Annotated in this window: 22 protein-coding genes; 15 read left to right on the forward strand and 7 right to left on the reverse strand. The window is 57.5% G+C overall.

The genetic code is table 11. The features are described 5' to 3' along the window. Window positions 1-7: 7 nt before the first annotated feature. Window positions 8-1,243 carry an aminotransferase class I/II-fold pyridoxal phosphate-dependent enzyme gene (locus tag PSH64_RS06575; protein ID WP_305481116.1) on the reverse strand — a complete coding sequence of 412 codons (1,236 nt, stop codon included), beginning with the start codon at window positions 1,241-1,243 and terminating at the stop codon, window positions 8-10. Window positions 1,244-1,483: 240 nt separating this feature from the next. Between PSH64_RS06575 and PSH64_RS06580 the strand changes: the two genes are divergently transcribed. From PSH64_RS06580 to PSH64_RS06620, 9 genes are all read left to right on the forward strand, one after another. Further along, window positions 1,484-2,392: a LysR substrate-binding domain-containing protein gene (locus tag PSH64_RS06580; protein WP_305480308.1), complete on the forward strand. Its 909-nt coding sequence runs from the start codon at window positions 1,484-1,486 to the stop codon at window positions 2,390-2,392. A gap of 264 nt (window positions 2,393-2,656) precedes the next feature. Next, window positions 2,657-3,850 carry a CaiB/BaiF CoA-transferase family protein gene (locus PSH64_RS06585; protein ID WP_105348081.1) on the forward strand — a complete coding sequence of 398 codons (1,194 nt, stop codon included), beginning with the start codon at window positions 2,657-2,659 and terminating at the stop codon, window positions 3,848-3,850. After that, complete coding sequence (locus PSH64_RS06590) at window positions 3,847-4,773, forward strand: hydroxymethylglutaryl-CoA lyase (protein WP_305480309.1); 927 nt, start codon at window positions 3,847-3,849, stop codon at window positions 4,771-4,773. The genes PSH64_RS06585 and PSH64_RS06590 overlap by 4 nt, the downstream gene beginning before the upstream one ends. A 185-nt stretch (window positions 4,774-4,958) precedes the next feature. Next, complete coding sequence (locus PSH64_RS06595) at window positions 4,959-6,290, forward strand: MFS transporter (protein ID WP_305480310.1); 1,332 nt, start codon at window positions 4,959-4,961, stop codon at window positions 6,288-6,290. A gap of 201 nt (window positions 6,291-6,491) precedes the next feature. Further along, window positions 6,492-6,908 carry a fosfomycin resistance glutathione transferase gene (fos, locus tag PSH64_RS06600; RefSeq protein WP_105348088.1) on the forward strand — a complete coding sequence of 139 codons (417 nt, stop codon included), beginning with the start codon at window positions 6,492-6,494 and terminating at the stop codon, window positions 6,906-6,908. A 62-nt stretch (window positions 6,909-6,970) separates the two neighbouring features. Further along, window positions 6,971-7,609 carry a LysE family translocator gene (locus PSH64_RS06605; protein WP_105348090.1) on the forward strand — a complete coding sequence of 213 codons (639 nt, stop codon included), beginning with the start codon at window positions 6,971-6,973 and terminating at the stop codon, window positions 7,607-7,609. Between the two features lie 103 nt (window positions 7,610-7,712). Next, complete coding sequence (locus PSH64_RS06610; protein ID WP_105348306.1) at window positions 7,713-9,062, forward strand: diguanylate cyclase domain-containing protein; 1,350 nt, start codon at window positions 7,713-7,715, stop codon at window positions 9,060-9,062. A gap of 117 nt (window positions 9,063-9,179) precedes the next feature. Next, complete coding sequence (locus PSH64_RS06615) at window positions 9,180-9,335, forward strand: stress protein (protein WP_105348309.1); 156 nt, start codon at window positions 9,180-9,182, stop codon at window positions 9,333-9,335. Window positions 9,336-9,409: 74 nt separating this feature from the next. After that, window positions 9,410-9,913, forward strand: a complete 504-nt coding sequence (locus PSH64_RS06620; protein ID WP_305480314.1) for a DUF4142 domain-containing protein — start codon at window positions 9,410-9,412, stop codon at window positions 9,911-9,913. A gap of 43 nt (window positions 9,914-9,956) precedes the next feature. Here the strand turns inward: PSH64_RS06620 and PSH64_RS06625 are convergent, their stop codons facing one another. Then, a complete protein-coding gene (locus tag PSH64_RS06625) occupies window positions 9,957-10,367 on the reverse strand; it encodes a low affinity iron permease family protein (RefSeq protein ID WP_105348095.1) in 411 nt (136 codons plus the stop codon). Window positions 10,368-10,756: 389 nt separating this feature from the next. Here PSH64_RS06625 and PSH64_RS06630 point away from each other — a divergent pair, with 389 nt between their 5' ends. Further along, window positions 10,757-11,839 (forward strand): type I restriction endonuclease, encoded by a 1,083-nt coding sequence (locus tag PSH64_RS06630; RefSeq protein WP_305480315.1) that lies wholly within the window; start codon window positions 10,757-10,759, stop codon window positions 11,837-11,839. Window positions 11,840-11,902: 63 nt separating this feature from the next. On the opposite strand, the gene PSH64_RS06635 is transcribed toward PSH64_RS06630, so the two are convergent. Together PSH64_RS06635 and PSH64_RS06640 are read right to left on the reverse strand one after the other, a co-directional pair. Continuing rightward, entirely contained in the window at window positions 11,903-12,442 is a 540-nt protein-coding gene (locus PSH64_RS06635; protein ID WP_305481117.1) for an AidA/PixA family protein, read from the reverse strand. Between the two features lie 126 nt (window positions 12,443-12,568). After that, window positions 12,569-13,072, reverse strand: coding sequence for an inclusion body family protein (locus PSH64_RS06640; protein ID WP_105348100.1), 504 nt, complete (start codon window positions 13,070-13,072; stop codon window positions 12,569-12,571). Window positions 13,073-13,517: 445 nt separating this feature from the next. Here PSH64_RS06640 and PSH64_RS06645 point away from each other — a divergent pair, with 445 nt between their 5' ends. Together PSH64_RS06645 and tam are read left to right on the forward strand one after the other, a co-directional pair. Continuing rightward, complete coding sequence (locus PSH64_RS06645; RefSeq protein ID WP_105348102.1) at window positions 13,518-13,847, forward strand: YXWGXW repeat-containing protein; 330 nt, start codon at window positions 13,518-13,520, stop codon at window positions 13,845-13,847. Between the two features lie 71 nt (window positions 13,848-13,918). After that, window positions 13,919-14,689, forward strand: a complete 771-nt coding sequence (gene tam, locus PSH64_RS06650; protein ID WP_305480316.1) for a trans-aconitate 2-methyltransferase — start codon at window positions 13,919-13,921, stop codon at window positions 14,687-14,689. A 51-nt stretch (window positions 14,690-14,740) separates the two neighbouring features. On the opposite strand, the gene PSH64_RS06655 is transcribed toward tam, so the two are convergent. The 3 genes from PSH64_RS06655 to PSH64_RS06665 form a co-directional block, all read right to left on the reverse strand. Then, on the reverse strand, window positions 14,741-15,148 hold the full coding sequence (locus tag PSH64_RS06655) for a type II toxin-antitoxin system HicB family antitoxin (protein ID WP_008074516.1): 408 nt from the start codon (window positions 15,146-15,148) through the stop codon (window positions 14,741-14,743). A 36-nt stretch (window positions 15,149-15,184) separates the two neighbouring features. After that, window positions 15,185-15,364, reverse strand: coding sequence for a type II toxin-antitoxin system HicA family toxin (locus PSH64_RS06660; RefSeq protein WP_007984690.1), 180 nt, complete (start codon window positions 15,362-15,364; stop codon window positions 15,185-15,187). Window positions 15,365-15,632: 268 nt separating this feature from the next. Continuing rightward, on the reverse strand, window positions 15,633-15,968 hold the full coding sequence (locus PSH64_RS06665) for a hypothetical protein (RefSeq protein WP_105348108.1): 336 nt from the start codon (window positions 15,966-15,968) through the stop codon (window positions 15,633-15,635). Between the two features lie 320 nt (window positions 15,969-16,288). Between PSH64_RS06665 and PSH64_RS06670 the strand changes: the two genes are divergently transcribed. From PSH64_RS06670 to PSH64_RS06680, 3 genes are read left to right on the forward strand one after another with little or no spacing between them, the layout of a single operon-like run. After that, a complete protein-coding gene (locus PSH64_RS06670) occupies window positions 16,289-17,761 on the forward strand; it encodes a cytochrome c oxidase subunit II (protein WP_305481118.1) in 1,473 nt (490 codons plus the stop codon). A gap of 48 nt (window positions 17,762-17,809) precedes the next feature. Continuing rightward, the gene (gene ctaD / locus PSH64_RS06675) at window positions 17,810-19,585 is read left to right on the forward strand and encodes a cytochrome c oxidase subunit I (protein WP_305480317.1); all 1,776 of its coding nucleotides are present in this window, start codon (window positions 17,810-17,812) and stop codon (window positions 19,583-19,585) included. Further along, window positions 19,582-20,268, forward strand: a complete 687-nt coding sequence (locus PSH64_RS06680; RefSeq protein ID WP_305480318.1) for a cytochrome c oxidase subunit 3 — start codon at window positions 19,582-19,584, stop codon at window positions 20,266-20,268. The genes ctaD and PSH64_RS06680 overlap by 4 nt, the downstream gene beginning before the upstream one ends. The last annotated feature ends 6 nt before the right edge of the window (window positions 20,269-20,274 follow it).

Below are 20,274 nucleotides of genomic sequence, written 5' to 3' on the forward strand. Positions count from 1 at the left end.
GTTTTTTTCAGCCGCCGATGTCCCGGCCGTGCGTGCGTAAAAGCTCGGTGATGAGTTCACAGAAATGGCGGATCAGCGTCGTCTCCATGTCGGCGCGCAGGGTGATTCTGATGGCTGCCTTGCCTTGGGCAACCACCGGGAAAAAGACTGCCGAGGTGAAGAATCCGTGATCGGCCAGTTCAATGGCGATGTTGTTGGCCAGCGATGCCTCACCGCAATTGACCAGTCGAATCGCCATGTTGCTGTTGTGTTGTTCGGTTCGTATGAGGCTGTCAAAGAGGCGGATATTAACCTGAAGCTTTTCCTGCAGCGCAGCGAATTCCAGGGTGTGGTGTAACTGGATGGATGCCCGGCCCGCGCCAATGGCTGCACTGTTCAGGCTTTGCGACCAGTTGCTGGGGCCGCCGTAACGCGCAATGAGTTTCTTTTGCCGTTCACTGCCCAGCATCACCAGACCGCCACTGGCGCCGAACGACTTGGCCAGCGAGGCGACAATGAGGCAGTCATCATCCAGGGTATGCAGCCTGGGACGCACAAGACCGGCGCCGAATGTTCCTACAGCGGAAAGCGCGTGGGAATCGTCCAGATACAGAAACAGCCCGTAGCGGTCCTTCAGATATAAAAGGCTGTCCATGTCCGCAACCCCGCCCATGCTGTAGGCGCCGTCGGCGACATACGCGACCCTGGTGTGCTGTTGACACAGCGATTCGAGGAAGTCCATGTCGTTATGCGGGCACGTCACGACCTTGGTTTCATCGGCACAGGCAGCTTTGAGGTGATTCATCGAGTAATGCGCCAACCGGTCGAAAGCCATCACTGGAGGGCGATTTTCCGTGAATACGCCGCTGGCCAGCAGCGGCAGGATCCCGGCACTCGCTGCACTGCACGACAGAGTGCTCAGGCAACTGGCACCGAACAACTCGGACAGTTCGGTTTCGTATTGGTCCAGAATTGCCAGCTTGCAGCGGTTCTTTGAATTGGCGATGCGAAGTGTGCCGGTTTCCCACAGCGTGGTCATGGCACCGTCGAGAATATCGGGATGGTGATCCAGACCCAGGTATGACGTCGTACAGAAATGATGAAACGCTCGCCCGTACTGATCGAGCATGCGGTTGGCACTTTTTATCTCAACGTTGAGCCCCGCGATTTTTCCGGTTTCGGCGGTCTCCCAATCATGATCGGCCAAGGAAACGAGTTTGCGGTAGTTGGTGAAGGTGTGCGCCCTGTACGGTATCTGGTTCATGTGTGAGTGACATTCCTTGAGTGAATCTATCCGTGGGTTTGTTGCAGTTTGTGTGTGTTGCCAGACTTTACAGAGAGTCCCGATGGGCTTTGAATCGGCTGTTTCCGGTAGTACTGAGAGTTGTAAGAGAATTAGTTGTAGGGCGATGCCCCGGGGGGCTGTGGGTAATTGGATGGCGGGCACGAATCGAATCCGGGCTATCCTGCCGACTCAGTCGAACCGAAATCATCGAGCCCTGCCATGCTGCAAAAAAGCCTGATCCGCCGCCTCGACCTGATCACTCTCCAGCTGTTTGTGGCCGTCCACGAAGAGGGCACGCTGACCCGTGCCGCCGCCCGCGAAGCGATCGCAGTGTCGGCGGCCAGCAAGCGTTTGATGGAGTTGGAGGAGGCGTTTGGCATCAGCCTGTTCGTGCGCCAGGCCAAGGGCATGACGCTGACGCCGGCCGGTGAAACCCTGCTGCACCATGCCCGGCAGATGCTGTTCAATGTCGAGAAAATGGGCCTGGAACTGGGCGAACACAGCCACGGTGTGCGGGGATATGTGCGGATGCTCGCCAACCTGTCGGCGATCATTCAATTCCTGCCCGAAGACCTGCGGGACTTTTCCGCGCGTCATCCGCAAGTCAAGACCGACCTCGAAGAACGCCCCAGCAGTGGGGTGATTCAAGGCGTGCTCGATGGCGTGGCGGACCTCGGGATCTGTTCCAGCGACAGCGACGTCAAGGGGCTGCACAGCGTTGTTTATCGCCAGGACAAACTGGTGGTGCTGATGCCGGCCGATCATCCGTTGGCGAGCCGTTCGGCCCTGGCCTTTGCCGACACGCTGGACAGCGATTACGTCGGTCTGCATTCGGCCAGTTCCATCAACATGCGCACCCATGCGGCGGCGCGCAAGGCCGGCAAAGTGCTGAGGCTGCGGATTCATGTGCCGGGGTTCGACGCCATGTGCCGGATGGTCCAGGCCAACATGGGCATCGGCATCCTGCCGCTAAAGGCCTACGAACTGTTTGGCCGGGCGCTGGGGTTACACGCGGTGCCGCTGACGGATGACTGGTCGGATCGTGCGTTGATTCTGGTGGTGCGCGATCAAGCGGCGCTGTCGCCGGTGAGCCGGATGTTGTTCGAGCAGTTGGGCGGGGTGGTCTGATAGTTATTTGTCGGATTGGCGGGCCTCTTCGCGAGCAAGCCCGCCCCCACAAGGGATTTGTGTCGGACGCGATATTCGACTCCCCACAAATCAAATGTGGGAGCGGGCTTGCTCGCGAAGACTGACTTGAAGCCGCGGTAATCCCCCAACCAGCCAACCAGGCATTCGCGTTTCGCGAACGCTCGTTGCCAACTGAAGGTTGGATTCCTGGCCATCCGGTCCTCTAGCCTTGGCGCATATTCCAAGAACAAGAGGTACCCCGCAATGACTGCCCCCTTGAGTGCAATCAAAGTGATCGAGATCGGCACACTGATCGCCGCGCCGTTTGCCGCGCGCATGCTGGCCGAGTTCGGCGCCGAAGTGATCAAGATCGAAGCCATGGGCCAGGGCGATCCTCTACGCAAATGGCGCAAGCTGCACGAAGGCACTTCGCTGTGGTGGTACCTGCAATCGCGAAACAAGAAGTCCCTGGCGCTGAATCTGAAATCCCCTGAAGGCATCGAACTGGTCAAGCAACTGGCGAGCGACGCCGATGTGCTGATCGAAAACCTGCGCCCCGGCGCCCTGGAGAAACTCGGCCTGGGCTGGGACGTGTTGCATGCCCTCAATCCCAACCTGACATTGGTGCGCATTTCCGGTTACGGCCAGACCGGCCCGTACCGTGATCGCCCGGGGTTCGGTGCGATCGGCGAGGCCATGGGCGGGATTCGCTACACCACCGGCACCCCCGGTTCACCGCCGGCCCGAGTAGGGGTGAGCCTCGGTGATTCCCTGGCTTCGCTGCACGCTGTCATCGGCGCCTTGATGTCGCTGCTGCGGGTCAAGACCGGGCAGGGCGGCGGGCAGGTGGTCGATGTGTCGTTGGCCGAAAGCGTGTTCAACGTGATGGAAAGCCTGGTGCCGGAATATGACATGCAGGGTCATGTGCGTGAGCGCAGCGGCGGAGCGTTGCCGGGCATCGCGCCGTCCAACACCTACCTGACGGCCGACGGTGCCTACGTGGTGATCGCCGGCAACAGCGACCCGATCTACAAGCGCTTGATGGCGGTGATCGGCCGCATCGACTTGGCCGAGGCGCCGGAATTTGCGCACAACGATGGCCGCGCCGCCAAAAGTAATGTGCTCGACGCAGCGATCACCCACTGGACCAGCAGCTTGCCGATCGACGAAGTGCTGTCGGCCCTGGAAGCCGCCGAAGTCCCGGCCGGGCGAATCTATTCGGTGGCCGATATCGTCGCCGATCCTCACTATCAGGCGCGGGGCATGCTGCTCAACGCCGAACTGCCCGGTGGCGCCACGGTGAAGATGCCGGGCATCGTACCGAAAATGTCCGAGACCCCTGGCGGCGTGAACTGGTCGGGGCCGAGTCTGGGGCAACACACCGACGGCATCCTTGCGGGTTTGGGCCTGACTGCACTGGACATTGAGCGGCTGAAAACTGAAGGGGTGGTGCAATGATCACTGATTATTCCCAGACCCTGATCGTTCAGGAAGTCTCCCCGCGTGACGGCTTGCAGATCGAGCCGACCTGGGTCGAAACCGACGACAAGATTGCGCTGATCGATCAGTTGTCGCTGGCGGGGTTCAGCCGTATCGAAGCGGGTTCGTTCGTGTCGCCCAAGGCGATTCCGGCGCTGCGCGATGGTGAGCAGGTGTTCAAGGGCATCGTCCGACAGCCGGGCGTGATCTATGTCGCGTTGATCCCCAACCTCAAAGGCGCGCAACGAGCACTGGACTCGGGTGCCGATGAGCTGAACCTGGTGATGTCCGCCAGCCAGACCCATAACCTGGCGAACATGCGGATGCACTGCGAGGCGTCATTGGCGGCGTTCGGCGAGATCGTCGAGTTCGTTCGCGGCACGCCGGTACGGCTCAATGGCAGCATCGCCACCACCTTCGGTTGCCCGTTCGAAGGCAAGATCGATGAGGATCGCGCGCTGCAGATCGTCGAGGCTTATCAGGAGCTCGGCATCCAGGGCATTACCCTGGCCGACACCACCGGCATGGCCAATCCTCGTCAGGTCGATCGCCTGGTGCGGCGGGTGTTGCAGCGGGTTTCGCCGGCGGATCTGACCCTGCATTTCCACAACACCCGCGGCCTCGGTCTGTGCAACGTGCTGGCTGCCTACGAGGCCGGTGCCCGGCGTTTCGACGCAGCCCTCGGCGGCCTTGGCGGTTGCCCGTTTGCACCGGGTGCCTCGGGCAATATCTGCACCGAAGACCTGGTCAACCTGTGCGATGAAATCGGTATTCACACCGGCATCGATCTGCCGTTGTTGCTGACATTGTCCCGAGGCTTGCCCGCGTTGCTGGGCCATGAAGTGCCGGGGCAGCTCGCCAAGGCCGGGCGCAATTGCGACCTGCACCCGACGCCTTCCTGACCCACCACGAACCCTGTGGGAGCGGGCTTGCTCGCGAAGGCGGAGTGTCAGTCGCCATCAATGCTGAATGTCAGACTGCTTTCGCGAGCAAGCCCGCTCCCACATCAAAGCACCCACACAGATCACTTGAACCAGACAACAAAAACAATCGGACGCCCACGGGTAGTCCGCCTGGAGAAACCACGATGAGCCTTAATGTAATGGAGGCGGGCGTGAGCCCGTCCGTTAGCCTCGATGCCGAAAAAGCCCTGGTCCGCAAAGTCGCCTGGCGACTGATGCCGCTGATCATGGTCTGCTACCTGTTTGCGTTTTTCGACCGCATCAACATCAGCTTCGCCAAGTTCCAGCTACAGACCGACCTGAGCCTGAGCGACACCGCTTACGGTCTCGGTGCCGGGCTGTTTGTAGTCGGTTACGTGATCTTCGAAGTACCCAGCAACATGATGCTCTACAAGGTCGGTGCCCGACGCTGGATCGCCCGGATCATGATGTCCTGGGGGATCGCGACGGCGGCCATGGTCTTCGTCAACAGCGAATGGCAGTTCTACGTCCTGCGCTTCGTGATCGGCGCGATGGAGGCGGGTTTTGCACCGGGCGTGCTGTATTACCTGACGCTGTGGTTCCCGCAGCACTATCGCGGGCGCATCACCTCGATGCTGTTTCTCGCGTCGGCGTTTGCCGGGCTGGTTGGCGCACCGTTCTCCGGGCTGGTGTTGCAACACCTTGATGGCTTCCTCGATATGCGCGGCTGGCATTGGCTGTTTCTGCTCGGTGGCGTGCCTTGCATCGGCCTCGGTTTGCTGGTGCTGACCGTGCTCAAGGACCGCATCGAAGACGCCCATTGGTTGAGCCCGTCGGAGAAGACACTGCTCGCCAGTCGTATCGCGCACCACGAACCCCACAAGGGCGGCGGCTCCTTGCTGGCCGCACTGCGGATTCCGGGTTTCCTGATGCTGGGGCTGATCTACTTTCTGATTCAGGTGGCGTCCTACGGCTTGAATTTCTGGGCGCCGCAACTGATCCGCAGTGCCGGCACCGAGAGCCCGGTGATAATCGGCTTGCTGACCGCCATTCCCTACATTTGCGGCGCCATCAGCATGGTGGTGATCGGGCGGCTGTCCGATGCCACCGGCGAGCGGCGCAAGTTCGTCGCGGGTCTGGTGGCGGCAGGCGCGGTGGGATTCTTCTGTGCAGGAATTTTCGCCAACCACACGACTTTCCTGATTGTTGCCCTGGGCTTGCTCGGTGCCGGGATCATCGCGTCCATCCCGAGCTTCTGGACCCTGCCGCCGAAACTGCTGGCCGGCGCCGGAGCGGGTGCTGCCGGCGGGATCGCGGTGATCAACACCCTTGGCCAGTTCGGTGGCATCGTCAGCCCGGTCATGGTCGGGCGGATCAAGGACCTGACCGGCAGCACCACTCCAGCGCTGTACGTCATTGGCGTCGCTGCGTTGATCGCCGCTGCATTGTTGCTGTGGGGGTTACCGCAGAAGTTGCGCACGCTCGATAAGTTCTGAAATTTTCTGCGTCAGGAAAACCGCTTTCGCGAGCAAGCCCGCTCCCACACTTGACCGAATTCCAAAGTTGGACACGGTTAAATGTGGGAGCGGGCTTGCTCGCGAAGACTGACTCACAGTCAACACAACCCCAGCGGCTATACGCTCAAGGAGTTTAAGTTGTACGCTCCGCTCGGAACCAGCCCCAAGGTTACTAAACTCATGCTGACCGGCCTCAACCACCTGACCCTAGCCGTTACCAACCTGAATCGCAGCGTGGCGTTCTATCGCGATCTGCTGCAACTTCAGCTTGAAGCCACTTGGGATACCGGCGCCTATCTCTCGCTTCCCGGTCTGTGGCTGTGCCTTTCTCTCGATCCATTGCGCGAATCCGCGCCCGCCGCCGACTATACCCATTACGCCTTCAGCCTCGATGCTGCGGATTTCCCGTTGTTCGTCGAACGCCTGCGATCCGCCAAGGTGCGGGAATGGCGGGACAACCGCAGCGAAGGGGCGTCGTTCTATTTTCTCGACCCGGACGGGCACAAGCTCGAGGCGCATGTCGGGTCTTTGGCGTCGCGGCTGGCGGCTTGTCGGCAGCGGCCCTATGCGGGGATGAAGTTCTTCGACGATCAGTGAGTCGAGATCCGGGGTCCTGAGATAGAATTGCGCCCCTTCACCCGGCGTCCAGAGGAATTCCCATGACTCCATCGCTGCTAATGGCCGTTCTCGCCTCGGGCTTCATTTATGGCATTACGCCGGGGCCCGGTGTGTTGGCGGTGTTCGGCATCGGCGCGGCACGCGGACGGCGGGCCGGGGCGGGGTTTCTGTGCGGGCATTTGCTGGGCGACGTGGTCTGGTGCAGTACGGCGCTGATCGCGATTGTCGGTGCGCGGGAAATCGGCAGCACTGCGTTCGATGTGCTGGGTGTGCTCAGCGGGCTGTATTTGTTCTGGCTGGGCCTGCGCGCGGTTCGCGCTCGTCGCGCCAGTGCCGAGGCGCCTCAGGGCCCTGCGCGGCAGCCGTTCTGGCATGGCATCCTGTTCGGCCTGACCAACCCCAAGGCATACCCGGTGGCGGTGGCGACCTTTACTGCGCTGTTGTCCAGCCGTGCGGAGTTGCTGCATTGGTCCATGTTGCCCTGGTTGATCATCTTGAGCTTCATTGGTGGCCTTTTGGCCTACGCTATTCTCATTGGCATCGTCGGTGCGCGTCAGGTGCGCACGTTGTATCAGCGTCATGAACTGGCGATCACCCGCTTATGCGGGATCATGTTCATCGGTTTCGCCATCAATGCCCTGGTGCATGCGCTGCCGGGGCTGGTGACGAACAAGGCTTGAGGCTGAACGCAGGGACGCGTCGGCTGCACAGTCATCGCTTGGGCGTATGACCGGTCAGGGAGGGTTGTTCAATGTTGCATTGTCCGGACACGCTCTCGGCATCATGGAAACCAGAAATTCCGCGCCACTGGCGAGCTACATCGACCTCTTGCTGGACGCCGTCTGTGCGGTGGACAAACAAGGTCGCTTCGTATTCGTCAGCGCGGCCTGCGAGCGCATTTTCGGCTACACCCCCGACGAGCTGATCGGCCAGTCGATGATCGACCTGGTTCATCCCTCCGACCGACAGCGCACCCTCGACGCCGCGCGGGAGATCATGGGCGGCGAGCCCAAGCTCAACTTTGAAAATCGTTACGTGCGCAAGGACGGCCGGGTGGTGCACATTCTCTGGTCGGCACGCTGGTCGGAGGTCGATCAGTTGCGTATCGCCGTGGCTCGCGACATCACCGAGCGCAAACAGGCCGAGTCCCGACAAGCGGCGCTGTATGCGATCTCCGAAGCGGCCCACGCGGCGGAAGACTTACTGGCGCTGTTCAAACGCATCCATTCGATCATCGGCGAATGGCTGCCGGCGTTGAATTTCTCCGTGGCACTGTATGATGAACACTGCGCGCAGCTGAATTTCCCCTATCACGTCGACGACCATGAGCTGCAGCCCGAGGATCCCGGGACTGTTACCGGGCGCTTGTGCGCCGAAGTGATTCGCAGTGGCTTGCCGATCCTGCTGACCCCGGATCAGGACAATCTGCCGGAAGGGTTTGCGGCATTGGTCAAGGGCCAGGACTCACCCTGCTGGCTGGGCGTGCCGTTGAATTCGCAGAACGGCACCATTGGCGCTCTGATCGTCAAAAGCGTACCGGGCGGCGAGCGCTATACCGAGCAAGACAAGGAGTTGCTGCAGTATGTTTGCGCCCAGGTCGCAACCGCGATCGAGCGCAAGCAATTGCATGCCCGGCTCCAGCGCATGGCCCAGTACGATCAACTGACTCAGTTGCCCAATCGCGAGTTGTTGCGCGAACGCCTGAAAGCCTCGCTGGCACTGGCCCGGGCAGACTCCGGGCGAATGGCGTTGCTTTACGTCGACCTCGATCGCTTCAAGCAAGTCAACGACACCCTCGGTCATGCGGTTGGCGACATGCTGCTGCAAGCGGTCGCCAATCGGCTCAAGGGCTGCGTGCGTGAAACCGACACGGTGGCGCGCATTGGCGGTGATGAATTTGTCGTGCTGTTGCATAGCATTCATGCCGCGGAAGACGCCGAGAATGTGGCGGGAAAAATCCGCCAGGTGCTGGCTCAACCCCTGCGCCTGGACGGACACAACCTGACGATCCAGCCGAGCATCGGTGTCGCGCGATACCCCGAACATGGCATCGAAGAAAAGCAGCTGTTCAGGCATGCCGATGAGGCGATGTACACCGCCAAGCGCCAGCACCATTCGCGTCTCGGGGTCTGAACATTCCATCACCGTTCGTCGCGACGCTGCCAGGTTTTCTAAACCTTTTCAGGCATGGAAATTCATATCCTATGCGGGCGTCTGCTCGCTGTGATCATCACCAAGAGGATGAGAACCATGCCTACTTCAAAAAATCCGAGCCCGGGTAGCGCCATCGATCGAACGAAGACGTCTGAAGCCGGTCGCAAAGGTGGGAAAACTACCACCACGACTGTTGATAAAGACCCTGCCAAAGGCGGCATGGGCCGTAAAGGCGGTCAGAAGTCCCGGTAATAGGTGAAGGTGTTTTTTGTTTAATAGACGGGGGCGCGAGCTCCCGTTTTAATTTCAAGAAGGAGGGCGCGACCATGAGCCGGATGGCCACCCGTATACGCAATGCCAGTTTTGCCACGTTGCTGGGCCTGTGCGCCAGCAGCGCCTTTGCCCAGTCTCCTGCCGAATTCGTCAACGACGCGTCGGCCAAAGGCATCGCCGATATCGAAGCCAGCCGACTGGCGCACCAGAAAACCGAATCCAAAGAGGTCAAGGATTACACCATCGTGGTGATCAACGATCGCACCACCGCCAACCAGCATCTGGCGAAAATTGCCAAACAACTCGATTTACCGGTCGCGCCACGCGAGGAGGTGGTCGACAAGGCCAAAGCCTTGCTACCGCAAATGAAGGACGACGCCTCTTTTGATCAGGCCTATGTCGCCAGCCAAGTGAAAACCACCCAGGAAGCCATCGCACAGCTTCAACAAGTAGCGCAGACCACGGATGTGCCGCAAATCAAAGCCTTCGCCGAAGAAACCCTGCCCAAGCTGCAAAACCATCTGCAAATGGCCAGGGCACTGCAAGCCAGTCGCTAACTGCCTGCCCCGCGGGTGACGTCGGTCACTCGCGGGGAATGGGTCAGCATTGATTCAAATCCTGCTTCTTTGTTTCTTCAACGACGGTGCCGTCCAGGGAAATCGTCTCGCCCTCACCGAGGTTGCGATATTTCTTTCTCAACGCTTCCAGTTGATTGAGGTCCAGCGATTCGAGCCCCAGCATCGCGTTCTGCGCTTGCGTGGTCACCCGCAATAGCTCATCGATTTTCAAGTGCAGGATGTCCGTGTCGCGGTTCTGGGTGTTCTGGATCAGAAACACCATCAAGAAGGTGATGATGGTGGTCGAGGTGTTGATGACCAGTTGCCAGGTATCGTTGAAATGAAACAGAGGCCCGCTCAGCGCCCAAAGGAATATCAGGATGATTGCCCCCAGAAAAGTCCGGGGATTGCCGGCCCACAGGGCGAGTTTCTGTGCGACTTTCGCGAATTTCATTGCCGTGTTCCTTATAGGGATGCGCCTGATTTTCAGACACCGCGGGCATGGCGAAAATTCTGCTGAATAATGCCTGCTGAATAAAACGCTCAGTGTCCTGACCCTTCCATTAACGCTCATCGCTGTGGGCTGAAAAAATCGCAACCATTTCCCGCCTGGGTAGGTCACTGCTTCACGCTCCTGAAACTGGAGGAGAGCATGAACCTCGCCCGCACACTTTGTCTTTCCTGCTACGTGCTCGCGCTCTTCGTAGAAGTCTGAACCTATGGCTTATTGCGTTTGGAATCTTTGATTGGAATCTTTCTTTGTGCCGGTTTGTGTCTAGTATCAATGGGAGTCAATTTGCCAGCACGCAAACACACGGATCGACACCAAGTAAGAGGTCACTCATGGAATTCTTTGAGAAGTTAGCAAGTCTAGCCGCCAAGGTTCGTTTGCAAAGCGCTGCAATTCAAACAGAGGAGGCCACCAAGAATGCTTTCGTCATGCCCTTTATCAGCACGGTGCTGGGCTATGATGTCTTTGATCCGAGTGAGGTGACTCCGGAATTCGTTTGCGATATAGGAACGAAAAAAGGAGAAAAAATTGACTACGCGATCATGAAGGAAGGAGAGGTACAGATCCTCATTGAGTGCAAAAAAATAGGCGAGTCGCTGCACATCAATCATGCCTCCCAACTGTTTCGCTATTTCCATGTCACCAGTGCTCGAATCTCCATCCTCACCAATGGCCAGGTCTATAAATTTTTCACCGACCTAGATGCGCCCAACAAGATGGATGAGAAGCCGTTTCTTGAGCTCGACCTTTTAGATATCGACGAGTACTCCGTCCCTGAATTGATCAAGCTCACCAAGTCTGCATTCGACGTAGATTCGATCATCAACGCCGCAGGTGAGTTGAAATACGTCAGTCAGATCAAAAAGGTCATTGCTTCGCAGGTCATCAAACCTGATGACGACTTTGTAAAAGTCTTTGCTTCTAGAGTGTACGACGGGGTTATAACCCAGAAAGTCCGTGAGCAGTTCCATGAGCTGACGAGAAAAGCAGTCGTCCAGTTTCTCAATGATCAGATCAATGACAGACTCAAATCGGCTATGAGTGGCGCCATTCCTGTGCTGGCATCGACACCGGTTCCTACCAGTGGTAGTGGATTGGCAGGTCAGCGTGATGAGTCAGAGGATAAAGTGCTGACGACTCTGGAAGAGTTGGAGGGGTATCACATTGTCCGTGCAGTGGTTCGATCGGTTGTGGACGCTAAACGGATAGTGCAACGTGACACGCAAAGCTACTTTGGCATTTTGCTAGACGACAACAATCGAAAACCGATTTGTCGCCTTCATTTCAATCGTTCACAAAAGTACATTGGGATTTTTGACGAAGAAAAAAATGAGACGCGGCATCCGATTGGATCGGTTGATGAGATTTACGATTATTCGGATCACTTGAAGAAGACTGTTGGATATTACGACTAGCCCTGTTGAACACGAACCATGAAAAAAACCGGCCCTTGAGGCCGGTTTTTTGTGCAAATCCCTTCAAGCCGTCAGCGTTACCTCAGTCTTCCAGCTGAAGTACCCCGATGCTTCACAGCGCTGGTTGATCAGCATGAAGCTCAGTTCACAGGTTGCAACGCCCGTGCTCAGTTGTGAGCACTCCCAATAATGATCATCGGCCTTGTGGCTGCCCGGCTGGTTCGGGTTGGCGGGGTCGGGCGCGGGGACGGTCTGGTCGCCGTGGACGATCAGTTTGGGAGGTGAAAGGATTCCGGCATCGTCCACCGTCATGTTGTGGAATACCACGGTGTGTTCGGCCAGCAAACTGACGGTCCTGCCACGAATATGAAAGACTTTTCCGTTATTGGTGGTTAGCGTGATTTTATTGTCATATTTAACACTTTTTGCTGGCGTTGTAGCACTGATGGCGAAGATGAAACCATCTTCAATTACCGTCGGCTTTTGCGGGTCAAGGCTGGGTTGCGGATAGCGGGATAGCAGCGATTCGGCATCGACGATCAGCAGCACGCTATTGGCTGTCACGGTACTCGCCGAAGAGGGGGTAATCGGTTCGGAAGTCATCATGGATTCCTTTCATGATGTTGACGCAAAACGGTAGCCGCTTCGGTTTCAAGCAAGACATCCTGTTCCAGCCGAGGCGGCAACGAACTGGGGTGACCCCTCGTTGCCAAGGGGTCGATTCCATCATCAGTTATGGATGGAAATGAACGGGTCCCACGAGCAGCAGCCGATGATCTGGCAGTTGCGGTCGACGATCAGGAAGTTGAAGTGGTAGGTCACGCGACCACACGCTAGGGTTTCCGAGGACCAGTAATGGTTGTCGACTTTCTGGCAGCTAGGCACTGACGGATTGCTGGTGTTGGGTACCGCAACGCACGCGGTAGCGCGGCGCGGCGAGGGTGGGGAGATCAGCTCGTTACCTGAGTTGCCAATGAATTTGTAGAAGATCACCGCGGTTTCGAAACTCTGGGACAAGCTGGTTTCACGCCAGCGAATCAGATCGCCAACCTGCGCCTTGAGGTCCAGCTCGCCACCGGCCTGGCCGGTGACCACGTTATCCTGATTGGTGACCATGTAGACGTGCTTCCAGTCGATCAGCGTCGGGGAAGCAGGATTTTTGCTGATGTTCGGGTAGTTTTTCAGAATGGTTTCAGTGTCGATGGAAACAAGTACATCCGTGACTCGAGACATAGTAAAGCTCCTTTGATCATAGTGATTGTCTGGCTACTCACCAGGCACGACAACGCTTGCTTGCCTTGCGGCCGTTGCGAACACACGACTTTGGAACCCACTCGATCACGGGGTACGAGCTGGCCTTGCTCCTTGCCTTGAAATGACGGGTTGGGTTCCTTCCAACGGGCCGCGATAGGACTATAGATGTCATTTTTATACTGTCAAAATCGCTTTACTCGATGTTCGACGAACGGTCTTGTTGGTTATGGTTTCCAATGTTTTGGCGATAAAAAAAGACTCATTCAGATCCTCTGCGTTTTTCAATCGTCAAATGATCCGGGTTCAGGCAATAGACAGATAAGAGCTGTTAAAAAAGCAGTGAACCTGGCAGGAGCCTGGTTGGAAAAGGGGGCTGTTTTTTTGCTGATTCACTCGATTTGGCTTTCGAGCCAGAGGAGGCGGCATGTTGTTACGTTACATGGTGTTGCTGGCAGCGGTGGTCGCCGCTGCGGGGTGTGTACAGGAACGGGTCGTTCATGACCGGCGTCCGGTACAGCGCGAATATGTTGAGGTCATCGCACCGCAGCCGCCACCGGAACGTGTTATCGAGGTAGAGCCTGCGGGGCGGCCGGGTTACCTCTGGTCCCGGGGGTACTGGCGATGGGAAGGCGGACGTTATGTCGCGGTTCATGGTCATTGGGTCCCGGAACGACCGGGTTATCGTTATGTGCATCCGCACTGGGAGCAACGTAGCGATGGCTGGCATTGGCGGGTGGGGGCGTGGGTTAACTGACGCGGAGGATGTATCGTAGCGATCCGGTTGCCTGCCTCTGGCAGCAATAACGCACCCGACAGGAGAGCGATATGAGTTGGTCCGCCAAACAATACGTGGCTTTTGAAGATGAGCGCACGCGCCCGGCGCGTGACTTGCTGGCCGCCATCCCCGCAGTGGATGTCCGTTCGGCCATCGACATCGGTTGTGGGCCCGGTAATTCGACCGAGTTGCTGATGCAGCGCTTTCCCGATGCCGCGGTGCGTGGGTTGGACAGTTCGACCGATATGATCGAGGCCGCCCGAAAGCGTTTGCCTCAGGTACGTTTCGACACCGCTGACATTGATACCTGGAACGAGGCCGGCCCGTTCGATGTGATTTTCGCCAATGCGGTGCTGCAGTGGGTGCCGGATCACGCCAGGTTGCTGCCGTCGCTGGTGAACAGGCTCACGCCCGGCGGCAGCCTGGCGATCCAGATGCCCGATAACCTCAACGAACCGTCGCACCGGTTGATGCGCGAGGTCGCAGCGAACGGCCCTTGGGCTGACAAGCTGGCAAGGGCTGCCGGCCAGCGAACGGAAATGGAGGGTGCAAGCGGTTACTACTCAATGCTGCGTGGCCACTGCACCCGTGTCGATGTATGGCGCACCACTTACTTTCATCCGCTCGCGGAAGGTGCGTCGGGCGTCGTCGAATGGTTCAAGGGCAGCGGTTTGCGGCCTTTTCTCGAACCACTGGATGACGGGGAGCGGGCGCACTATCTCAAGCTGTATCAGGCGGCAATCGAGCAAGCCTATCCGCCGCTGAGCGATGGGGCGGTGCTGCTGCCGTTCCCGCGGTTGTTCATGGTGGCGACACGTTGACGAATCAAAGGGGACACATTTGTCCCCTTGATTTACCCGATTTTCAGACCGTCAACCTTGCTGCAAGACCTTGAGCGCCGCCGAGGCCAGAAACCCGGAGCGACTTTTCTCTTCCGGATGGTGCAAGACGTACTCATCGATGCGGTTGAGCAGATAGCCGGGCAGGGTGATGTTGAGTTTCTGGGCCTTGCCCAGGTATTTGGTGACATCGATATCCACCACGGCCCACGTACACCCTGCGTACTGCGGATTGGCCGCATGCAGGGTCACTTTGTTGGCGGGCGGAATCGGTGATCCGTCTTCGGCCAGAATCTCGAAATGACCTTCGATGGCTTCGCGAGCCATGGCCATGGCGTCATCCAGATCTTCCCCGGCAGAGAAGCAACCCGGAATATCCGGAACTTCTACGCCCCAGGCGTGTTCGTCATCACCCATGGAAATCGCGATGGGGTAAAGCATGTTCGTTATCCTCCGAGGGCGCAGTCCATCGGTTCGTCAGAGCAGCGCCTGTTGCAAAATACTAATGGCCGTTTTCTTGAGCAGGTCCTTTTTCGGGTGAGGAACCGTCACCAGTCCAGGCTTGGTCGGATGCTTGAAGTGGTGATGACTCCCCCTGATTCGTACCAGATACCAGCCGTCCGCAACGATTTGGCTTATCAAAAACCGGCTATTCACATCACCTCCCTGTGGTGTGCTTGTGGTTACTATACCTACTGAAAGTCACTAATCAACACTATAACCACCAACGCACCCTGGATATGGATGGATGAGCAGCATGAAACGAGTCTAGGAGGGCATGTCGCGGTGGTTTGGGGAGAACCCGTTTTCTGTATTGCAGGGTTTTACCGCGAGGCTGAAGGGGGAGGGGCGCTAAAATTTCACGTACAAAAAAACCGGCCATTTCGGACCGGTTCTTATGTTCTCGAGAATCACGCAGTAGCTGCTAAAGCAACTGATCAATCAAAACCGCGTTGGTGTAGATCATGCTTCCATCGCTCGCTCGATGCCCGACCAAATGGAACTGACCGCGCCCGTGCTGCAAGTAGACGCGCATCTGGCAATCGGACAAGGGGGCATATCCCTCAGGCAAGACCAACTCCATGGTACTCATGTCGACATCAACCATGGCTTCGGACTCATGGGTCTTCTGCAGGCGTTCTTCAGCTTCCTCCAGACGCAGGTGGAGGGGGCCGTCGACGTAAAAATGGATCTCACCGACCGGGATGGACTTCTGGTCGGGGCTGGGCTTGCACCAGCCTTCGATCGTCAAGGCACTCATGACGAAACCTCCGTCGTGGACTACTGGGCTACTGGACTCGGTGGCTCTTGTCCCTTCTCAATGCCATCACTTATCTGACCGCTACGCACAGGCAGGGTTCGTCTTTTCGGCCGCTGCTGGCCGATCCCTGCCGTCCGTAATCTGAAATTGAGTATAGCTGGCAACCGGACCTCGCTTGCCCACCTCACGGTCCAGCCCGATGGCTCTATACTTCTTACTGACTTTGCCACCGGGATGGGTGGTAGTTGTCTGCCCTGCTTGGACGTCAGCGGCGATGCTTTGGCATAACCAATGAGCAACAGGAACAGGATGAAGAGAACATGGCAATAGCAATTATCTTGATACTAATCGTTATTGCATCGGTACTCTTCCATATACTCGCGCCTTGGCATGCAACACCGGCAGCTTCCAACTGGGGATCCATAGACACCACCCTGTTCATCACCCTGATCATTAGCGGAATATTCTTCATCGCCATCACCGTATTCATGGCGGTAGCGGTGATGCGTTATCGTCACAAGGAGGGGGCCAGGGCGCATTACCAGCCAGAAAGTAAAAAGCTGGAGTTGTGGTTAATCATCGTTACCTCGGTAGGTATTATCGCCATGCTGGCGCCAGGCCTGGTTGTTTACAATGATTTTATCCGGGTACCGAAAAATGCCTATGAGCTTGAAGTGATCGCCCAGCAGTGGCAGTGGGCCTTTCGCTTCCCTGGTAAAGACGGGAAGTTGGGTAAGTCGGATATCAGGTTTGTTGATTCCACTAACCCCCTCGGCCTTGACCCCAATGATCCTGACGGGCAGGACGATGTACTGATAAAAAGCAATGAAGTTCGTCTTCCGCTCGATAAGCCAGTGAAAGTTTTACTGCGATCCAAAGATGTACTGCACGATTTCTATGTACCGCAAATTCGCAGCAAGATGGACATGGTGCCGGGGATGGTGTCGTACTTTTGGTTTACGCCGACTAAATCCGGGAACTATGAAATCCTGTGCGCTGAATATTGTGGCGTAGGTCATTACAATATGCGCGGCCATATGATCGTGGAAGAACAGGACGTCTTCGATCAATGGCTGAACAGCCAACCGACGTTTGCACAGACATTAGCGACAGCTGCCAAGCCCAGTCAGGACAGCGTGCTGGAAAAAGGCCGCCAGCTGGTCGAAAAATACGGTTGCGGGGCCTGCCATAGCCAGGATGGCAGTGCCAGTCTCGGCCCGGGATGGAAGGGTTTGTACGGCCGCACTGAACAGCTTGCCGATGGCAGCAGTGTGCAGGTCGATGAGGCTTACGTGAAAGAGTCGATCCTCAATCCGAAGGCCCGCCTGGTACAAGGCTACCCGCCGGTCATGGTGACCTATACTCTCAATGACGATGAACTGGGTGCACTCGTCGCCCTGATCAAATCACTGGGTGCTGCGCGACAAGGCGATGAGTCTTCTGCCGGCCAAGCGCCGGGCCCAGGTGAAGACCTGGCGGCGCAGGGCCAGCAACTGGCCGAATCGCTCGGCTGCCTGGCCTGCCACAGTGTCGATGGCAGCAAGGGCATCGGGCCCAGCTGGCAGGGCCTGTACGGCAAGACAGAGACCCTTGCCGATGGTACGAGCATAAAGGTCGATGAGGGCTATATAAAAGACTCGGTTCTTAATCCCGCAGCCAAAATCGTCAAGGGTTACGCAGCTGTGATGCCGGTCTTTACTCCCAGCGATAAGGAGTTGAATGCACTGATCGCTTTTATCAAATCCAAAGCGAATGCCGACGCTGATACGAGCAAGGCGCAGCCAGGGAAATAGCCGTAAGCAGCCAGCAATGCACCGAAACTTCGACAAGAGGATGACGTGATGGCCTATGCGGACCAAGCCGAAACAGAAGCACTGCACGAGCCTAAAAGTTTCCTGACCAAATACATCTGGAGTCAGGACCACAAGGTCATCGCCATTCAATATTCCTTGACGGCTCTGTTCGTGGGGCTTATCGCCGTGGTGTTGTCCGGCTTGATGCGCATACAGATAGGCTTCCCCGGCAGTTTGGCGTTCATGGATGCCAATGCTTACTATCAGGCGATGACCATGCACGGCATGATCATGGTCATTTATTTGCTGACGGCCCTGTTTCTGGGGGGCTTCGGTAACTATCTGATCCCACTGATGGTGGGCGCCCGCGACATGGTCTTCCCTTACGTCAACATGCTGAGCTACTGGTTCTACCTGGTGGCGGTACTGGTATTGCTCGCCGGTTTCTTTGTGCCGGGCGGTCCCACCGGTTCGGGCTGGACGCTCTATCCGCCGCAGTCCATCACCAAGGGGACACCCGGGGTTGAGTGGGGCATCGTTCTGATGCTCGTCTCACTGGCGATTTTTATTGTCGCCGCCACCATGGGTGGGTTGAACTACGTCACCACGGTGTTGCAAGCGCGCACGCACGGCATGACATTGTTTCGCATGCCGCTCTCCGTATGGGGCATCTTCATGGCCTCGATCATGGCCTTGCTGGCCTTTCCGGCGTTGTTTGTCAGCGCGGTCATGATGCTGTTCGACAAGCTGTTGGGCACCAGCTTCTTTATGCCGGCGATCATCTCGCTGGGGCAGCAGCTCAATCACCAGGGCGGCAGCCCGATATTATTCCAGCACCTGTTCTGGTTCTTCGGCCATCCGGAAGTCTACATCGTGGCTCTCCCTGCGTTTGGCCTGGTCTCCGACTTGATCAGCACCCATGCGCGTAAAAATATCTTCGGCTACCGAATGATGGTGTGGGCCATTATTGCGATTGGCGTGCTCAGCTTTGTGGTCTGGGCGCACCATATGTATGTCAGCGGAATGAACCCGTACTTCGGTTTTTTCTTCGCCGTCACCACCTTGATCATCGCGGTGCCGACTGCACTGAAAGTCTATAACTGGGTGCTGACCCTGTGGCGGGGCGACATTCATCTGACCGTGCCGATGCTATTTGCCCTGGCCTTCATCGTCACCTTCCTGGTGGGCGGTCTGACCGGGTTGTTTCTCGGCAATGTGATCGTGGACATCCCGCTCTCGGACACCTATTTCGTCGTCGCCCATTTCCATATGGTCATGGGGGTCGCACCGGTACTGGTGGTGTTCGGCGGCATCTATCATTGGTTCCCGAAAGTCACCGGGCGCATGTTTAACGACACCCTGGGCAAGCTGCATTTCTGGATTACCTTTCTGGGCACCTACGCCATCTTCTTCCCCATGCACTACCTGGGATTCCAGGGCATGCCGCGCCGTTACTACGCCTATGAAAACTACGCGTTCATTCCGCAGTCGGCGCAAGAGTTGAATGCCTTCATTACGGTGGTCGCATTGACCGTCGGCGTTTCCCAGTTGCTGTTCGTGTTTAACCTGGCCTGGAGTGTATTCAAAGGTAAACCCGCGGGCAGTAACCCTTGGGGCGCGGCCAGTCTGGAATGGCAAACGCCGAACACCCCACCGGTACACGGTAACTGGGGCGCGAAGCTGCCGGTGGTGCATCGCTGGGCCTATGACTACAGCGTGCCGGGGATAGAGCAGGATTTCGTGCCGCAAACGGTCTCTGCCGAGGAGCTGGAGCAAATGCGGCAACTCAGTGCCGGAACCAAGATAGCGGACGTTAAAACATGAACAGGCTGCTGTTGAGAAACGCCGACGACGCTGACCCCGGCGGCAGTTGGAATCGCGATCCTGAAGGTGTTCAGGCCGACGCCGATAGAAGCCAAACCGCAAAGGTAGGCCTGCGCTTGTTTCTGGCTGTGGTGAGTTCGTTATTCTTTCTCTTCCTGCTCGCCTTCATTGCCCGCTCACAAATGGCTGACTGGCTACCCCTGACAGACCCCTTGGCGCCGTTAGCCAATCCATGGCCGTTGTGGGTGAATTCGGCTTTTCTGGTACTGAGTTGCATCGCACTGCAGTGGTCGCGCATGGCCGCCCGACAGGCTCGACTGGACGCAACGGTCATGGGTTTTGTAGTGGGGGGGGTATTTGCAATTGCCTTTCTGACGGGACAAGTCTGGGTCTGGCAGCAGTTTGTCGCCTGGGGCTACTTTGTCGCCAGCAATCCGGCCAACAGTTTCTTCTACCTGTTGACCGGTGTGCATGGCCTTCACCTGCTGGGCGGGTTGATTGCCTGGGGCATAACCGTCGCTAAATTCCTGCGTCACGTGCCGTTGCCGCAACTGCGCGTCAGCGTAGAGCTCTGTACCACCTATTGGCACTACTTATTGGGTCTTTGGTTCGTGCTCTTCGCGCTGCTGACCAGCACGCCGCAAACCTATGAAGCCATCGCCAGATTCTGCGGCCTGAGGTGAAAAGCC

Source organism: Pseudomonas sp. FP1742, assembly GCF_030687145.1.
In the GTDB taxonomy this organism is placed as follows: domain Bacteria; phylum Pseudomonadota; class Gammaproteobacteria; order Pseudomonadales; family Pseudomonadaceae; genus Aquipseudomonas; species Aquipseudomonas frederiksbergensis_D.

What these genes read in the sequence shown, in the direction of transcription:
- PSH64_RS06665 (WP_105348108.1), bottom strand. Translation starts at nt 15,968, where the DNA reads ATGAGTGCCTTGACGATCGAAGGCTGGTGCAAGCCCAGCCCCGACCAG.
- PSH64_RS06640 (WP_105348100.1), bottom strand. Translation starts at nt 13,072, where the DNA reads ATGTCTCGAGTCACGGATGTACTTGTTTCCATCGACACTGAAACCATT.
- PSH64_RS06645 (WP_105348102.1), top strand. Translation starts at nt 13,518, where the DNA reads ATGTTGTTACGTTACATGGTGTTGCTGGCAGCGGTGGTCGCCGCTGCG.
- PSH64_RS06580 (WP_305480308.1), top strand. Translation starts at nt 1,484, where the DNA reads ATGCTGCAAAAAAGCCTGATCCGCCGCCTCGACCTGATCACTCTCCAG.
- PSH64_RS06575 (WP_305481116.1), bottom strand. Translation starts at nt 1,243, where the DNA reads ATGAACCAGATACCGTACAGGGCGCACACCTTCACCAACTACCGCAAA.
- tam (WP_305480316.1), top strand. Translation starts at nt 13,919, where the DNA reads ATGAGTTGGTCCGCCAAACAATACGTGGCTTTTGAAGATGAGCGCACG.
- PSH64_RS06585 (WP_105348081.1), top strand. Translation starts at nt 2,657, where the DNA reads ATGACTGCCCCCTTGAGTGCAATCAAAGTGATCGAGATCGGCACACTG.
- PSH64_RS06590 (WP_305480309.1), top strand. Translation starts at nt 3,847, where the DNA reads ATGATCACTGATTATTCCCAGACCCTGATCGTTCAGGAAGTCTCCCCG.
- PSH64_RS06595 (WP_305480310.1), top strand. Translation starts at nt 4,959, where the DNA reads ATGAGCCTTAATGTAATGGAGGCGGGCGTGAGCCCGTCCGTTAGCCTC.
- PSH64_RS06670 (WP_305481118.1), top strand. Translation starts at nt 16,289, where the DNA reads ATGGCAATAGCAATTATCTTGATACTAATCGTTATTGCATCGGTACTC.
- ctaD (WP_305480317.1), top strand. Translation starts at nt 17,810, where the DNA reads ATGGCCTATGCGGACCAAGCCGAAACAGAAGCACTGCACGAGCCTAAA.
- PSH64_RS06605 (WP_105348090.1), top strand. Translation starts at nt 6,971, where the DNA reads ATGACTCCATCGCTGCTAATGGCCGTTCTCGCCTCGGGCTTCATTTAT.
- PSH64_RS06680 (WP_305480318.1), top strand. Translation starts at nt 19,582, where the DNA reads ATGAACAGGCTGCTGTTGAGAAACGCCGACGACGCTGACCCCGGCGGC.
- PSH64_RS06655 (WP_008074516.1), bottom strand. Translation starts at nt 15,148, where the DNA reads ATGCTTTACCCCATCGCGATTTCCATGGGTGATGACGAACACGCCTGG.
- PSH64_RS06620 (WP_305480314.1), top strand. Translation starts at nt 9,410, where the DNA reads ATGAGCCGGATGGCCACCCGTATACGCAATGCCAGTTTTGCCACGTTG.
- PSH64_RS06635 (WP_305481117.1), bottom strand. Translation starts at nt 12,442, where the DNA reads ATGACTTCCGAACCGATTACCCCCTCTTCGGCGAGTACCGTGACAGCC.
- fos (WP_105348088.1), top strand. Translation starts at nt 6,492, where the DNA reads ATGCTGACCGGCCTCAACCACCTGACCCTAGCCGTTACCAACCTGAAT.
- PSH64_RS06625 (WP_105348095.1), bottom strand. Translation starts at nt 10,367, where the DNA reads ATGAAATTCGCGAAAGTCGCACAGAAACTCGCCCTGTGGGCCGGCAAT.
- PSH64_RS06615 (WP_105348309.1), top strand. Translation starts at nt 9,180, where the DNA reads ATGCCTACTTCAAAAAATCCGAGCCCGGGTAGCGCCATCGATCGAACG.
- PSH64_RS06630 (WP_305480315.1), top strand. Translation starts at nt 10,757, where the DNA reads ATGGAATTCTTTGAGAAGTTAGCAAGTCTAGCCGCCAAGGTTCGTTTG.
- PSH64_RS06610 (WP_105348306.1), top strand. Translation starts at nt 7,713, where the DNA reads ATGGAAACCAGAAATTCCGCGCCACTGGCGAGCTACATCGACCTCTTG.